This window comes from Kitasatospora sp. NPDC005748, from assembly GCF_040630735.1.
Taxonomy (GTDB): Bacteria; Actinomycetota; Actinomycetes; order Streptomycetales; family Streptomycetaceae; genus Kitasatospora.
This window is the reverse complement of record NZ_JBEXYD010000009.1, coordinates 181,979-197,757: the sequence shown is the minus strand read 5'-3', so window position 1 is coordinate 197,757 and position 15,779 is coordinate 181,979. Positions and strand designations below refer to the sequence as shown.

The window sequence follows — 15,779 nt, the reverse complement described above, 5'->3', positions numbered from 1 at the left end:
GACCAGCACCACCGCGTCACCCAAGCCCTCGACGCCCTCACCCGCGGCGCCCACCTCCCCTTCCTCCTCCGCGGCATCCCCGCCGAATAGCAGCCCGCCGAGTCAGGCCCCGGCGACTAGCGACCGGAGCACGGGTCCCGGTAGGCGACTTCGGGCACGTACTTCTCCCACTGCGAGCGGCTGATGGCACCCGTGCTGTAGGAGCACAGTCGGGCGGCGAGGTGGGCGGGGTCGGTGTCGAGCAGCGAGACGCGCTGGTTGGAGGCGACCAGGAGCGTCGGGCCGGCCGCCACCAGCGCGACCGCGCGGATCGATCCGCCGCTCGGGTTGGCGACGGGAGCCGTCAGGACGGGAGCGGTGGGGTCACGGACGTCCCAGAGTTCGAGGGCCGTGCTGTTCCAGACGGTCATGAGCCGGCCGTTCTCGGCGAACTCGATGCCCTCGACGTCCTGCAACGTCTGGACGGAGGTCCGGGGGCGGGGGTGCTGCGGATCGGTGATGTCCCAGAGGGTGACCGTGCTGCCGCTGTTCCCGGCCGCGGCGAGCAACCGGCTGTCCCTGCTCAGGCCGAGCGCGTTGCCGAAGGCCCCGGGCAGGGTGACCCGTGAGGCCGGTTCGCCTCCCCCGGTGAACCGGAACAGTTCCAGGGACGAGCACTTGCAGGTGAGGTCCGGGGTGCTCGTGACGGCCATGACCGCCCCGGCCGCGGTGCCCCGGGACACCGCGGAACCCATGTTCCACCCGTCGCCGGGGTCGCCCGCGGCGTCCGGCGGCTTGATCGTCGAGGAGCCGGCGCGCCTCGGCTTCGCCGGGTCGCCGATGTCCCACCATTCGAACCCGCTCTTGCTCGCCAGGTAGGCCGTGCGTCCGTGGTCCAGGACGCCGGCGTCGTAACTCCCGGAGTCGGGGGCGGGGATCGAACCGACCTCCACCGCGTCGAGCGCGTCCCCGACCCGCCACAGGTGGAGCGTCCCGCCGCCGATCACCGCCATGACGGTGCCCGGGGCGGACCAGGTGACTCCGACCGCCAGGATCGTTCCCGAGGACGTGGCGGGGAACTCGGCGGTGCCCAGGGAGCCGGCCTTGACCGGATGGTGCGGATCGCTCACGTTCCAGAGCTGGACCTCGCCCTCCCACCCGATGGTCAACAGTCCGCGCTCACGGATGAACGCGGTGCCCCGCACCGAGACCGGCAGGGTCGCGACGAGGACGGGGCCCTCGGGTTCGGAGATGTCCCAGATCCCGACGGACTGCGTCTGCAGGGGCGGCATCTGCATCGGGGGCTGCTGGGGCGCGGCCATCAGGTGTCCGTCCGGACTGAACGACCAGGAGGCGGGGCCGCCGGGCTGCCGGGCCTGGTCGACCTGCCGCCCCGGTGAACGCCACCGGCGCACCACACCGTCGGCGCCGGCGGTCAGCAGCCCGCCCGCCCCGCCGGTGGCCATGGCGTAGACGCCGAAGGCGGTCTTGGTGCAACTCGACTTCGTGGAACCCAGGTCCGTGTCCTGCGGGGACAGGGAGGCGAAGCAGAGGTCCCCCTTGGGATCGTTGACGTCCGTCCCGCCGTAGGCGAGGAGGTCGCTGTCCCGGCCGAAGGCCACTCCGCTGACGTTCGCGGAGCCGTCCATACCGACCCTGATCGGATCGGGAGCGCTCGGGTCCTTTACTCGCCAGAGACCGACCTCCCGCTGGCTGCCGGCGGCCAGCAGGGTGCCGTCGGGGCTGAACGCGATCGACTTGTACCCGGTCTCCAGGGCGGAGAGGCCGACCGGGTCCGCCGGGTCCGCGAGGCCCCAGACCTGGGTCTTGCCGCCCTGGACGGTGGAGGCGAGCAGGTTGCCCTGCGGTGCGAAGGCGACGGCCGCGAGGGCGGTCGGCCCCTCCTCGGTGGGATTGCGCAGCCGGGTGAGCCCCTTGGGGGCGGAGCGGTCGGCGATCGACCAGAGCAGGGTGTCGCCGTTCCCGCCGGCCGCCGCCAGCAGAGTGCCGTCCGCGCTGGTGGCCATGGCCGGGACGGTCACCCGCTGGTCCAACGGGTCGAACAGCCTGGGCAGCCGGGCCGCGATCACGGGCTTGCCGAGGTCCGCGAGGCTCCACAGGCACAGGCCCTCGCCGCCGCAGCCGCCCGCCAGGTGGGACCCGTCCGGGGTGAGGGCGATGCCCACCATGCCGGTGTCGACGGTCGACCGGAGGGCCGGGGCGGACGGATCGGCGAGATCCCAGATCCGCACCGCTCCGTCCTCGTTCAGCGCGGCGGCCAGCGTCCCGTGCAGGGCGGTCGCCAGGATGAGGACCGGGCCCCCGGCCTCGCCGACGACACTGTTCAGCAGGGTGCTGCTCAGGTCGAACAGCTGGGCGGAGGCCTCCGGAGTGGGGGAGGCGCGGTAGGCGGCGACCGCGAGCTGGGCGGCCAGCCCGGGATCGGTGCTGCCGAGCGTCTGCGCGCGTGCTGCCAGGCCCTTGGAATGGACGATCGCGGCCTGCCGGGCGGCGGCGTCCGACTGCCGCTCGGCCAGCACTCCCCCGGCCGTGGCGGCCACCAGCAGGACGCACAGCAGCGCGGCCGTCCACCGCCACCGCCGTTTGCGCGACCGCCGGTGGACCCGCCCGCGTTCCAGGTAGTCCCGTTCGGCCTCGTTCAGGTACCCGGGCCGGCCGCGCAGCCACGGCTGGGCGCCCGCCAGTGCCGTCGTGGTCGGCAGCAGGTCGCGGGGCCGCCCGCTGCGCTCCCAGCGGTCCCGGTCGTGCCGCAGGACCTCCCGCCAGGCGAGGAAGGCCCGGTCCTCCTCGACCCAGCCCCGGAGCTTGTCCCAGGCGTTGATCAACGCCTCGTGCGCGAGTTCCACCGTCTCGACGCCCTCGGCGCTGCGGCCGGTGACCAGCAGGCGGTCGGCGGCGAGGGCCTGGGCGATGCGCCACTCGTCCTCGCCGAGGTCGGTGCGCAGCGCGGTCCGCCGGGTGGCCGACAGCGCGCCCATCGGCACCCGGACGAGCTGGGTGAACAGGCGGCGGGCCACCTGCTCGTCCTCCGCAGGCACCTCCCGCCGGAGGACGCCGGCGGCGTAGACGCCCAGGGCGCCCTTCACCCCGCCGAGCCCCTCGTACGCCTCGTGGGTCAGCAGGCCGGCGCTCTGGTCGCGCCAGAGCAGGTCCAGGGTGAAGCCCAGCAGCGGGAGGGCGCCCGGCTCGGCTCCGGTGTCGTCGAGCAGACGCTCGGCCAGGTTCGGCGCGTAGCGGACCCCCGCGACAGCCTCGACCGGGGCGGTGACGACCTCGGACAGCTGCTCGCGGCTCATCGGCCCCAGTGCGTAGACCTGCCGGCTGATCACCGGGCCGAGCCGCGGATGGGCGAGGGCCGCCTCCAGGAAGTCGGCCCGCAGGGTCGTCAGGATCCGGACGGTGCCCGGCAGGGTGTCGGTGAACAGCGCTGCGGCCAGTTCGTCGACGGCGGCCCGGTCGAACGCCAGCAGTTCCTCGAACTGGTCGAGCACCAGCAGCAGTTGGCGGGCGCCGTGCCGTTCCAGGAGCCGGGGCGCGAGATCGGCGATGCCCTGGGGCCGGGCCAGCACGGCGGCCAGGTCGGGGATCCGCAGCAGACGCTCCGTCTCCAACAGCTCCGGCTCCAGCAGCGGCAGCAGCGCGGCGGCGAGCGCCGTCAGCGGGGTGCTGCCGGAGTCCGGCCGCAGGATCACCGCCAGCGCGCCGGAGGCACGACGACGGGGCACCACCCCGGCCATGGCCAGCGACGACTTCCCCGAGCCGGACGGGCCGACCACGGTGACCCAGCGCTCACGGGCCGACAGGAGGGCCACCTCCTCGCTCTCGGCCCGCCGGCCGTGGAACACGTGCGCGTCCGACTCCCTGAACGAGGTCAGGCTGCGAAACGGCGACGGCGCCAGCGCGACGGCCCGCAGTTCCGGCCAGACCGCGATCAGGCCGTCGGTGGGGATCAGGTAGCTCGCCGCGGGGTCCCCCGCCTCGGCCACCACCACCATGCCGACCACTCCGCCGAGCCGGTCGTCCCACACCGGGCTCCCGCTGAACCCTCCGGAGACCCGATAGCCGCCCGCGGCGAGGTCGACCTGCATCAACCCGCCGCCCTGCCGGTCCCGCAGCACGCCCGAGTGCCAGACCCCGTCCGACCGCCCGACCGGAAACCCGAACACCCGCACCGGGTTGCCCCAGACGTCCTCGGACCTGGTCTCCACCGGCCGGACCGGACGGGCGCCGGCCAACGGGGCGGCCAGGCGCAGCAGCGCGACGTCCCCGCTACCGTCCGAGGCGCGCGGCACCCAGTGCACGACGACCGCCATCGCTCCCGCCACGGCGGGCCCGTCGGGGCCCGCCGGGCCGGGGGAACCGTCCGGGCCGGGCGACCCGGGCGAGCCGTCCAACCTGTGCGACCCGTCCGGCGCGGGCCTCGCCGGTGACCTGGGCAGCAGCGGCAGGTCCACGAAGACCCAGGACCCGACACCCGCCTCCACGCCCTGACCGGCGAGCGCCGCCGAGACCACGTGCGCGCAGGTGAGCGCCAGCTCGGGGGTGACCAGGAAGCCCGCACCGACCGGTCGGGCCAGCGCGTCGTGCACCCGCAGCACCGCCGCGTCCAGCGCCTTCGCCCCGCTCCCCGTTCCCGGCACCGGTCCCGTTCCCGTTCCTCCGACGGGGCCGGTGCCCGGCCAGGGGCCCGGCCCGGTCACGGCGCGGGCTCCGCCGCCGGCTCGACACCCCCGCCCGGTTCGTCGACCGGGGACCGGTGCCAGGTCAGCGAGACCTTGAAATTGGCCTGGGCCGAGGTACTGGAGATGATCACGTCCGCCTCGGCGGACAACGACAGTCCGAACTCGATGCCGATCTCGTCCGGCGCGTGGACCATGCCCCGGAACCCGTCGACGAAGTCCTGCGCCACCGGCCGCACCCCGGCCAGCAGCTCACCCAGGGACCGGGTGGCACGGGCCACCACCTGCCCCGGCCGGGCGACCTGCACCAGGCCCTCCGCGGCCTGCTCGATCTCGACCTTCACGATGTCCGACCGGCCGTCCGCCGCACCGACCGGCAGCTCGACGAGATATGCCATGTCTCCCCCTCGGGACCTCGGCGGCCCCCATGCGTGGCTGTCCCCCACCCGGTCTACCCCGCCCCGCTCCCGCTGACCCGGCATCCACCGAATCCGCCCGAACCGCACCGGTCCGGGGGTCCGGGCACGGGCACCCGGCACGGCACGGGTGGGCGGTTCACCCGGCGCCGCACCCCTGCCGCGGGCTCCTCGTCCCGGCCACCGCGGGCTCCTCGCGCACACACCGGCGGGCGGGGGGATGATGTGCTTCAGGAAGCGCGAGGAGGTTCCGGCCCATGGACATCTCGCTGACCACCGACCGGCTGATCATCCGGGACTGGTCCCCGAACGACGCCGAGGCCGCTCTGGCGATCTACGGCTCGCCGGACGTCGCCCGCTGGCTGACCCCGGCGATGGACCGCGTCGCCGATGTGGCGGCGATGCGGTCGGTGCTGCAGGCCTGGCAGGAGGCGCAGCCGAACCTGCCGCCCCCTCGGGGCCGGTGGGCCGTGCAGCGCAAGGAGGACGGGGCCGTCGTCGGCGGTCTCGGCATCCGGCTGCTGCCGCCGTTCGAGGACGACCTGGAGATGAACTGGCAGCTCGCCCCCGACGCCTGGGGCAAGGGCTACGCCACCGAGGCCGGCCGCGCCCTGATCGCCTGGGCGTTCACGCAGGAGGCCGAGGAACTGTTCGCCGTCGCCCGGCCGAACAACACCCGCGCCATCGCGATGGCGAAGCGGCTCGGCATGGAGTGGGTCGGCGAGACCGGTAAGTACTACGGGCTGAACCTCCAGGTCTACCGCGTCCGCCCGAGCGACTTCCGCGACTGACGGGGCGCACCCGACGCCCGGAGGATCGCCCGCCTGCCCGTCTGCCTACCCGTCCGCCCCCTCCGCCCCCTCGGCCGCCTACCCGCCCGTCGTAGCCGGGCCGGGCGTCGTCGGGCCGGGCGTCGTCGGGCCCGCCGTGGCCGGACCGGCCGTCGTCGGGATCGGCGGCGCGGCCGGGGCCGGGCCGAGGGTCGTGGTGCCCGGGGCGGCGCGGTGGCCGAGGCCGGTCCGATAGACGTCCAGGGCGCGCTCCACCCGGCCGGTGCGGCGCAGCAGGTCGCCCAGGAGGCGGCACAGGTCGGCGAGGTCGCCCGCCGCGCCCGCTCGTTCGAGCAGGGCGAGGGCATCGACGTAGTGCCGCTCGGCGGTGCCCGGGTCGTCCCGGTCCTCGGCGATGAGTCCGAGCAGCCGGTGCGCCCCGGCGGCGTGGACGGTGCCGCGGTCCGGGCCGATCCGGTCGAGGAGGCTGCGCAGCAGGTCGTCGGCCTGCTCGTGCCGTCCGCGGCGGCGCAGGACGTCGGCGAGTTCGACGTCCACCTGGTGCGTGAACAGCTCCGCCTGCCGGGAGGCCAGCATGGCGCGGGCGGTGCGCAGTTCGTCCTCCGCGCGGGCCAGGTCGCCGGCCTGGGCGTGCACGTAGCCGCGCATCCAGTGGCACTTGGCCAGGTCGGAGGTGAGGCGCAGGCGCTGGTAGAGCGCCTGCGCCTTGGCGAGGGAGGCGTCGGCCTCGGCCGCCCGGCCGTCGGCGATCAGGGTGCGGGCCACGCTGCGGTGCAGCCCGGCGACCAGTGCGGGGTCGGTGGCGTCGGGGGCCAGCGCGAGGGCGAGTTCGGCGGCCTGGGCGGCGCGGGCGTGGGCGCCCATGTCCATGTAGGGGCCGATGGCGGCCGAGTACAGCAGGAGCAGCGCGTCGGGGTCGTGCAGGCCGCCGGCGTTGAGCCGGTCGATGGCGGTCTCCAGCAGGTAGCAGGCGTACCGCAGTTCGCCGGCCAGCAGGTGGGCGACGGCCCGGCCGCGGATCGCGGCGGCACGGCGCGGCAGCGGCTCGTCGGCCAGGAGGCGCTCGGCCTGCTCGAAATGTTCCCGGGCGTCGTCGAGGCGGCCGGCCTCCAGTGCGCAGTCGCCGAGGCCGAGCAGGGCGGCGGGGCGGACGGACTCGACGCCGTAGTGGTCGGCGCGGTCCCGGACGGCGGTGAAGCGGCGGGCCGCCTCGGCGGTGTCGCCGTCGGCCAGGGCGCTCTGGGCGTCCGTCAGGGCGATGCCCAGCTCGGTGGCCAGGTGGGCCGGCCGGCCGGTGGCGAGTTCGTCGAAGGTGACGCCGAGGCGCTCGGCCAGGTGGCGCAGCGCCGCCTCCGAGGGGTGTACCCGGCCGGCCTCGACGGTGGAGACGTAGGCGGCGGTGTAGGCGGGCTCGGCGAGCATGCGCTGCGTCAAGTGCCGTTCCCTGCGCAGTTGTCGGACGCGTCGGCCGATGTCGGCCGGGTCCTGTTCCGAGGTCATGTGCGCCCCTTCCGTCGGGTGTCGGCCCGTTCTCGTCCCGCCCTATTGTCGTGGACGTGACAGTGGCTTAGATTAACTCCCTGTTTCAGTCCGATTATCTCGACACTTAAGCACCCCCGCCGGCGTTCCGCCGCACCGTGCCCCAGCACCGCCCCCGCCCCGCCCACCCCCGCCCCTCCCGGAGGTCCCCGTGCGTCACCGCAGGCTCGCCACCACCGCCCTGGCCGGCGTCACGGCCCTGGCAGCCCTCTGCTCCTGGGCCGTCCCGGCCACCGCCGCCCCGGCCACCCCGCCGGCGACCGGCGCGCCCGTGACCGGCGCGCGAACCGGCGCCCACCAGGTCGAGGCGTTCGCCGAGGACGGCAGCATCAGCCGCGCCCGGGTGCCCGCCGCCTCGCCGTTCGTCGCCCCGCAGTCGCTGGCCGGGCCCCCGGCGGGCGACGGCACCGTCACCCCGCTGGTCAGCAACGGCAGCACCGACAGCAAGCTCGACGTGGTGGTGATCGGTGACGGCTACACGGCCGCCGAACAGCAGAAGTTCCTCGCCGACGCCGCCACCAAGTGGCAGGAGATCACCGGCGTCGAGCCCTACACGACCTACCGCTCACTCTTCAACGTCTGGGCCGTGCAGGCCGTCTCCACCGAGTCCGGCATCACGGGCGACCCGGACCGGGCCACCGTGCGGCAGACCGCCCTCGGCTCCTACTTCTGGTGCGAGGACGTCGAACGCCTGCTCTGCGTCGACACGGCCGCAGTCGACCGCTACGCCGCCAAGGCGCCGAAGGCGGACCTCGTCCTCGTGGTCGCCAACAGCGCCAAGTACGGCGGCGCCGGCTACAACGACGTGGTCTCCCCGCTCGGGTACTCCGGCATCGCCACGGTCTCGGGTGGCAACGACCGCTCCGGGCAGGTGGCCGTGCACGAGACCGGCCACTCCCTGGGCCTCCTCGCCGACGAGTACTCCTACGAGGGCCAGGGCAGCTACGAGGGCGACGAACCCACCGAGGCCAACATCACCACGCTGACCGCCGACCAGCTGCGCCGCACCCGCGCCAAGTGGTACCGCTGGCTCGGCCGGACCTCCCCCGACGGCGGCACCGTCGGCGCGTACGAGGGCGGCGGCTACTACCCGACCGGCCTCTACCGGCCCACCGACAACTCGATCATGCGATCGCTCGGCCGCGAGTTCAACCTCCCCGGCCGCGAGGCCATGATCGCCGGGTTCTACCGCTACGCGACCACCCTCAGCAGCCCCACCCCCACCACCACCCCGCTCACCCCCGCCGACCGGCTCGCCGTCGAGCTGCCCGCCCCCGGCACCCGGCTGCGCTGGTACCTCGACGGCTTCGAGCTGATCACCTGGCGCGACCGCACCGCGGTCACCCTCGCCGACCTGCCCCTCTTCGGCCCGAAGGGCCTGCCCCACCGGCTCTCCGCCGTCGCCACCGACCCGACGACGGCCGTGATCGACCCCAAGCTCCGGGCCACCCTGACCGACACCCTCTCCTGGAGCGTCCACCGCTGACGCGCCGTACGCCGTGGAGTGGGACGTCGGCCGGGCCGACTTCCCACTCCCCGGCCCCTGGGGGCTGCCGCCGCTACGCGGGCCGACGGCCTGCGGCGGCCGGGTGTCGGTGGCATCGGGTTCGATGAGCGCATGACCGTTCATGACGTGGCGCGCCGCCTCCCCGCCGGCGCCGACCTCCGGGACCTGTGCCGTTCGCTGGCGATGCTGGACGCGATCCTCAGCCCGGACCGGGAGGGCCGGTACCACTCCTTCGACGCCGGCTGGGCGGACGGCGAGGAGATGGCCTCGATGCGCGACGGGTCCGGGGACGAGTACTCCATCGTGTTCTCGGCGGCCGGCGTCTACGTGCGCGGCTTCGCCCACGAATCGCCGATGAGCCCGTACGGCAACGACGGCGAGCCCTGGCCGGGAGTGGTCGACGGCGTCCCCGAGCCCTTCGGGCGCTTCGTCGAGGAGCCCGCGTTCACCGACGAGGACGGCGTGCCCGTGGTGACCGCCTGCCTGTGGCGGGGACCGGCGGACGACCGGTGGCACCACGGGTCGATCGACTTCCCCGGGGACACCGCCGATCCCGACGGGTCGGCGGGCCTGTTCGCCCTCCTGCTCGCCCGTTCGCCGGAGGCCTACCAGCGGTTCGCCGAGGACTACTACGAGACCGCCGTGGACCTGGCGGCGGTGAGCCGGGTGTTCGCGCTGCGACCGCTGGGCCAGGACCTCGTGTCCCTTCTCAACCCCGAGGTCGAGCCGGGCGAGCTGGCCCAGGACATCGCCGAGATCGGGTATCCCCAGCCGGACCACCAGCCCGTCTGAACCCGGTCCACGACCCGCGGGTCCCGGACGAGGGCCTTGCGGAACGGGACCTCCCCGTCACCGTCGGAGTGGGACGTCGGACCGGCCGACTCCCCACTCCGGGGCGGCAGCACGCCGTCGGGCCACCGGCACCGCCGGGACGCACGGGCCCGGGCCGCTGTGTCAGAGTGGCCCGGGCCCCGGGGCGGGGCGGGGGCGTAGGACGGTGGGGTCGGTGGGCGACGGACAGGAGCGGTGGCGCGCCGCGCAGGCGGTACAACTGCTGGTCTGGGTCGCCTCGTTGCTGCCACCGGAGGCGCACCGCCGGGCGATCGCCGAACTGGGCGGCGCCGAGCACGTGGCCGCCGAGGCCGCGCGGGTGCGGGGGCCGGGCCACCGTCCGGCCCGTACCGACAGCGGCCCGGTGGCCGCCGGGACGGGCGGTCCGACGGCCGGGCTGCGCGCGGCCCGGTCGGTGCTGGAGTGCGACGCGGTGCTGGCCGCCGCCCCCGTGGACTGGCCGGCGCTCGCCGCCGCCCATCGCCGGGAGCCGTTCGAACGGCGCCAGCGGCGCGCCCTGATCGCGCGCCGGGACTGCCCCGACGCGTTCACCGCCGAGCTGCTCACCCCCTGGGAGCCGGCGGTGGCGAACCGTCTGGTGGCCCGGCAGCAGGAACTGCCGCCCTGGGCCTGGCGACCGGGGCTCGCCCGGATCGGCGAGCTCCGGCCGTCACTGCTGCGCCACGTGCTGACCGGGGAGAACGCGGCCGACCTGCTGCACGCCACCCCGAGGGTCGACCTGCTGGTCGCGGCCGTCGACGGCTACGACCACAACCACCGGCAGGTCCACGGCTTCTGGGAGGCCGTCGGCGTGGCGCTGCGGGCCGGGACCGGCGCCGATCCCCGGGCCTGGCGCACCGCAGCGGAGCGGTTCCCCGGCCACCGCGGCAGCCTGCGCGGCCTGCTTCGGGGCCTCGGCCGCCCGGCAGCCGGTGCCGCCGGTCGGCCCGACCTGCGGGTTCTCGTGCAGGCGCCACCGGAGGTGCTGGCCGCGCTGGTCGGGCGGCTCGGCGACGACGAACTGGCCGCGATGGCCGAGCACCCGTTGCGCCGGCTCCGGACCAGGGAGTACTTCACCTGGACCGTCCTCGACCGGCTCCACCGGGCGGGAGTGCCGCCCCGGGCGCTCTTCGCCCGCTGGGCCCTGGGCGTGTACGGCAACGGGGACGCGACCGCGATCCGGGCCTGGCTCCACGGCCTGGACGACCGGCTGGACCAGTTCATCGACCATCTCGCCCACACGGACGCCGAGTTGCGCCGCCTCCTGGCCGAGCGCCGGCCGCCGGAGCCACCCGCCGCGGACCTCCCGGCCCGGCTCCGGCGGTGCGCCGGGCCGGTCGAGGCACAGGCGGTGCTGGACGGCAGCCGCCACGCCTGCGGCGGCCCGCCGTGGGCGGAACTGGTGCGGGCCCACGCGCGGACCCCGCTGCCCGAGCCGGTGCTGTGCGTGCTCGCCGACCGCGCCGGGTTCCCCGACGAACTGGCCCGTGCCCTGCCCCGCGAGCGGCTGACCCGACTGGCCCCGCACGGGCCCGCGACCGCCCGGGCCGCACTCGCCGACCTGCGGACGACCTCCACCGCGTCGGACCTGATCGAACGCGTCCGCCGGGCGGCGGTGCTCGACGACCGCGAACTGCTCGCCGCGATCCGGCCCGCCCGGGAAGCCCTGCGCCACGGCCACCACCTCCCCCCGCAGGCCCCCGGACGCGACGCCTGGGCCGCTCGCTGCGCCGAACTGGTCGGGCGGGCCGCCGAAGCGGCGGGCCCCGGTTTCTGGCGGACGGCGGCCGAGCTTCTGCCCGGCCACGACGGCTCGCTCCCCGAGTTCCTCGCCGCTGTGGGATCGCCGGCGCGCGCCTGACGCGCGCCACCGGAGAGTCAACTGCTCGACGGTTCAACGTTTGAGACCGCAGTCCTTGCCCGCGGGCGGTACCTCCCGGGGGCCACCCCGTCTGTGGCAGAGTGGAAGGGTCGGGAGACCGACCTGGTCGTGGGTGGCCTCCTGGCGGAGCCGGTGACGAGGTCTCCCATGGCTGAGCTGAGCCAGATCCTCTCCATCGCGCCGGCGGCCCTGGCGGCCGCGGGTCTGATGGGTGGGGAGGGTGCGGGCCCGACCAGCGGGGAACTCGGCGCGCTCAGCGTGCCGGAGCGGGAGCCGTGGGCGTGGCGGCTGCCCCACGAGGCCCGCGCCCGGATCGCCGGCGACACCGGGCTCCAGGACGAGCTGACCCGTGCCTGGGGCGAGGCCGTCACGGGCGCCGCCTCCGTCCGGCTGGCCCTGCACGACGTACCGCCCACCCACCGGCGCGCGCTCGTCGAGCGGTTATCCACCCTGCGGCCCGCCGTCGGCGCGGTGTTCGTCGCGGACGTGAGCCTGGCACCGGATCCGCCCTGGCACCGGCCCCTACGGGTCGGCGCCGTAGGGGCCGACCCCGCCGGGGAACTCTTCGACGGCCTGCGCTCCGATCCGAGAATCGCGGACACCTACACCCCCGGTGAGCCGGACGACCTCCTGGTGGTCTCCGATGCGACCGGGCTCGCCCTGCTGGAGCAGCACCGCGACGGCATTCGCGCCACCTGCGTGCTGTGGTGCGCCCCGCAGCCGCCCCGGCGGGCCGAACTGGCCCGGCTCGACGGCGCGGCGCGCGGTCTCGGGGCCTCCGGCTGGATCGTCGCCGACCTCTCCGGGACCGGTGCCGCCGACTGGCTCCGCCTGCTGGTCCGCGGGCTGCTCGACGACCGCCCACTGGACGAGGCGGCGGCCCGGGCGGGCTCCTGGCTGACGGTGGCCCACCCCGGGCTGGTCGAGCGCCGCGCGCTGTCCGACGCACTGCCGTACCCGGCCGGGCCCGGGGGAGCCAGCGAGGCGGTTCACCAGGCAGACAACATCTCACCGCCCTCGCCGCCCGCACCGGCGGAGCGGGTGACGATCCGCCCTGGCACGCGGGCCGGCGCCCTCCGACACCTCGGTAGCCGCTTCAAGCGCGCCGTCACCCCCGCCCTGCGGGTGCCCCGCCGGGCCGGGCCGGCGCCCGGCCGGCCCGATGCCCGCTTCCTCCAGGCGCTCGTCGCCGTCCGAGCGACGGGCGAACCGCGCCGGCAGGCGTTCCTGCCCGGCGCCGTGCACGACATCCACCTCCGCGTCGGGCCCGGCAGCCCCGAATGGCACGCGGCCACCGAGGAGTTCCCCGAGGAGGGGCTCTCGTTCCGAGGAACCGGGGCGCGCCTCGTCGTCGAGTTCTACGAGGAGCGGAGCACTGCGAGCCGCCACACCTCCAAGGCGATCGTCCTGCCGGACCGGGGCGCGTCCAGCGAGGCCGTGTTCCCGGTCGCGGTGGGGCCGGACGAGCGGGAGATCCGCTGCGGCGCCCGCGTCTACCACCGGGACCGGCTGTTGCAGCGGCTGGAGCTGACCGGCCCGGTCGGAGCGGCCGACCGACCCGTCGCCGGTCGGGAGATCACCGTGCACGGCGAGGTGTTCAGCTCCCTCAGCGACAACTCCGACAGCACCGACAGCACCGACGCCACCGACAGCACCAGCACCGCCGGTACCGCGGGCACCGGTGACCGCCGGGCGGCGGTCATCCGCATCGACAGCGACGACCGGGCCGACATCCGCCTGAACGGGACGAGCACCCCCGTGCGGCTCGCCGACCTCGACCGGTTCAGGGCCCTGATCCAGCAGCTCCTCACCGACGACCTCGACCGGCAGCTCGGCGCGCCGGAGACGGAACTCCCGCCGCCGGACGCCCTGCTGCGCGGCCTCGCCCAGCAGGGCAGCACCCTGTTCGACCAGTTGGCGACGCTCGGCCTGGGGAGCCTGAAGGACGTCACCTTCCTCCAGGTGGTCTCCGCCGAGGCGGCCGAACTGTGGCCGGTGGAGTTCGTCTACGACTACGGGTACCCGCGGGACGGCGCCACGCTCTGCGCCCACTGGCGCGAGGCCCTGGCGACCGGCACCTGCTCCTGTCGCCGCGGCGCCGGCAGCAGCGACGGCACCGGCCGCCGGACGATCTGCCCACTCGGGTTCTGGGGCCTGCGCATGGAGATCGAGCGGCGGGTGGAGCGGGACCGGCTCACCGGCACGGTCGTCGAGCCGGACGCCACGGAGCGCGGCCGGGCGCTGCGGCCGGTCGACAGCGTGCTCTTCGCGGCGAGCGACAAGGTCCGGGCGCAGGACCGCACGGCCACGGCGGCGCTGCTCCGCACCTCGTTCGGCGCCGACGGGCTGCACACGGCGGCGAGTTGGCGAGCCTGGCGGCAGGTGGTCAGGGCCCAGGGCCCGCCCCTGCTGGTGGCCCTGCCGCACAACGCGAGCGACGAGGGCAGCACCGCCGTGCTGGAGATCGGCAAGACGAACCGGCCGAGCAGGCTCGCCGCCGTGCTGATCGACCGCCGGTACATCCTGTCCGACCGGCACGACGGCGGCACCGGCCCGGTCGTGATGCTGCTCGGCTGCACCATGGCACAGGCCGAGGTGCGCTGGCAGAACGTCGCGGCGAAGTTCCTCCAGGAGAGCGCCCCCGTGGTGGTCGCGACCCTCGTACCGACCCTGGGCCGGCAGGCCGCCGTGATGGCGGGCATCGGGGCCGCGACGCTCGCCGACCGGGCCAGCGACGGGAAGAGCATCGGCGAGCTGGTGCGTGACATCCGCCGGCTGCTGCTCGCCCGGGGATTCACCCTCGCCATGTCGATCGTGGCCTTCGGCGACGCCCGCTGGCTCGTCGAGAGCCCGGCCGGCAACACGGCCATCAGCACGACCGCGAACGCGGACGCGGCCGGAACCCCTGTGGGAGGCACGCCGTGATCACCGTGCAACTGCTGCCCGCCGCACACGGCGACGCGCTGTGGATCGAGTGGCCCGGGCCGGGCGGCGAGGTCCACCGGATGCTCGTCGACGGCGGACCGAACACCACCTACCGGGCCGTCTTCGACCGCGTCTCGGCGCTGCCGAAGCCGGACCGGCACCTGGACGTGCTGGTGGTGACGCACGTGGACGCCGACCACATCGAAGGCGTCGTACGCCTCCTCCAGGACCGGACCGCGCTCGGCCTGTCGATCGGCGACGTCTGGTTCAACGGCTGGCCGCAGCTCACCCAGGACGCCGACCTGCTCGGTGCGGACCAGGGCGAGATGCTCCAGGCCCTGATCGGCAGCCAGCACCTCGCCTGGAACGCGGCGTTCCGCACGGCCCGGGTGGAGGCGCCCGCCGTCCAGGTCCCGGCCCGCGGGCCGCTGCCCTCGGCCGTGCTGCCGGGCGGCGCCCGCGTCACCGTGGTGTCCCCCGGCGGGGCGGAGCTGCTCGCGCTGCGCAAGGAATGGACCAAGGTCCTCAAGGGCCTCGGGGTGACCCCCGGACGCCCCGGGGAGGCGCTGGAACGGCTGGCCCGCCGCAAGGACCTGCGCGGCCTGGCCGACGACCTCCTCGGCGGCGAGCGGGTGGACGGCTCGGTCCCCAACGGATCGAGCATCGCGTTCCTGCTGGAGGTCGGCGACCACCGCGTCCTGCTCACCGGCGACGGCCACGGCGACGTCCTGGCGCGCGGTCTGACCCGGCTCCTGGCGGAGCGCGGTCCGGAGCGAGGTCCGGAGCGCGGCGCGGACCGGCTGGCGGTGGACGCCCTCAAGGTGCCGCACCACGGCAGCGCCGCCAACACCACGGACGAGCTGCTGGCGCTGCTCGCCACCCGCCGCTTCCTGATCTCGACCAACGGCGACAAGTTCAAGCACCCGGACCGGGCCGCCGTGCTGCGCCTGATCGGCACCCCGGAGCGGACCCCCGGGCCGCCGGAGCTGGTGTTCAACTACCGCAGCCCCACGACGGATCCGTGGGCCGACCCCGACCGGCAGCGGACGCTCGGCTACACCGCCGTCTACCCGCCGGACGCGCCAGGCCCGCCGACCCCGGCAGGCCCGGGAGGCCCGGGAGGCCCGACAGGCCCGGGAGACCCGGGAGGCCCGACAGGCCCGGCGACCCCGGCAGCTCCGGCGGCGGGCACGACCGTGGAGGTCTGAC

General features: G+C 75.4%; 9 protein-coding genes. 6 read left to right on the top strand and 3 right to left on the bottom strand.

The window, feature by feature from the left end; genetic code table 11:
- Positions 1 to 116: 116 nt before the first annotated feature.
- Both ABZ495_RS10545 and ABZ495_RS10540 read right to left on the bottom strand, forming a co-directional pair.
- Positions 117 to 4,640 (bottom strand): trypsin-like peptidase domain-containing protein, encoded by a 4,524-nt coding sequence (locus ABZ495_RS10545; RefSeq protein ID WP_359835304.1) that lies wholly within the window; start codon positions 4,638 to 4,640, stop codon positions 117 to 119.
- Positions 4,641 to 4,696: 56 nt separating this feature from the next.
- Positions 4,697 to 5,077, bottom strand: coding sequence for a CU044_2847 family protein (locus ABZ495_RS10540; RefSeq protein WP_329485840.1), 381 nt, complete (start codon positions 5,075 to 5,077; stop codon positions 4,697 to 4,699).
- Positions 5,078 to 5,352: 275 nt separating this feature from the next.
- Between ABZ495_RS10540 and ABZ495_RS10535 the strand changes: the two genes are divergently transcribed.
- A complete protein-coding gene (locus tag ABZ495_RS10535; RefSeq protein WP_359835302.1) occupies positions 5,353 to 5,886 on the top strand; it encodes a GNAT family N-acetyltransferase in 534 nt (177 codons plus the stop codon).
- A 78-nt stretch (positions 5,887 to 5,964) separates the two neighbouring features.
- Here the strand turns inward: ABZ495_RS10535 and ABZ495_RS10530 are convergent, their stop codons facing one another.
- Positions 5,965 to 7,386, bottom strand: coding sequence for a helix-turn-helix transcriptional regulator (locus ABZ495_RS10530; protein ID WP_359835300.1), 1,422 nt, complete (start codon positions 7,384 to 7,386; stop codon positions 5,965 to 5,967).
- 190 nt (positions 7,387 to 7,576) lie between these two features.
- Here ABZ495_RS10530 and ABZ495_RS10525 point away from each other — a divergent pair, with 190 nt between their 5' ends.
- From ABZ495_RS10525 to ABZ495_RS10505, 5 genes are all read left to right on the top strand, one after another.
- Positions 7,577 to 8,911: a M64 family metallopeptidase gene (locus ABZ495_RS10525; RefSeq protein ID WP_359835298.1), complete on the top strand. Its 1,335-nt coding sequence runs from the start codon at positions 7,577 to 7,579 to the stop codon at positions 8,909 to 8,911.
- 132 nt (positions 8,912 to 9,043) lie between these two features.
- Positions 9,044 to 9,724, top strand: a complete 681-nt coding sequence (locus tag ABZ495_RS10520; protein ID WP_359835296.1) for a hypothetical protein — start codon at positions 9,044 to 9,046, stop codon at positions 9,722 to 9,724.
- A gap of 214 nt (positions 9,725 to 9,938) precedes the next feature.
- Positions 9,939 to 11,624, top strand: a complete 1,686-nt coding sequence (locus ABZ495_RS10515) for a hypothetical protein (protein WP_359835294.1) — start codon at positions 9,939 to 9,941, stop codon at positions 11,622 to 11,624.
- A 168-nt stretch (positions 11,625 to 11,792) separates the two neighbouring features.
- Positions 11,793 to 14,570: a hypothetical protein gene (locus tag ABZ495_RS10510; protein WP_359835292.1), complete on the top strand. Its 2,778-nt coding sequence runs from the start codon at positions 11,793 to 11,795 to the stop codon at positions 14,568 to 14,570.
- A complete protein-coding gene (locus ABZ495_RS10505) occupies positions 14,567 to 15,778 on the top strand; it encodes an MBL fold metallo-hydrolase (protein WP_359835287.1) in 1,212 nt (403 codons plus the stop codon). The genes ABZ495_RS10510 and ABZ495_RS10505 overlap by 4 nt, the downstream gene beginning before the upstream one ends.
- The last annotated feature ends 1 nt before the right edge of the window (position 15,779 follow it).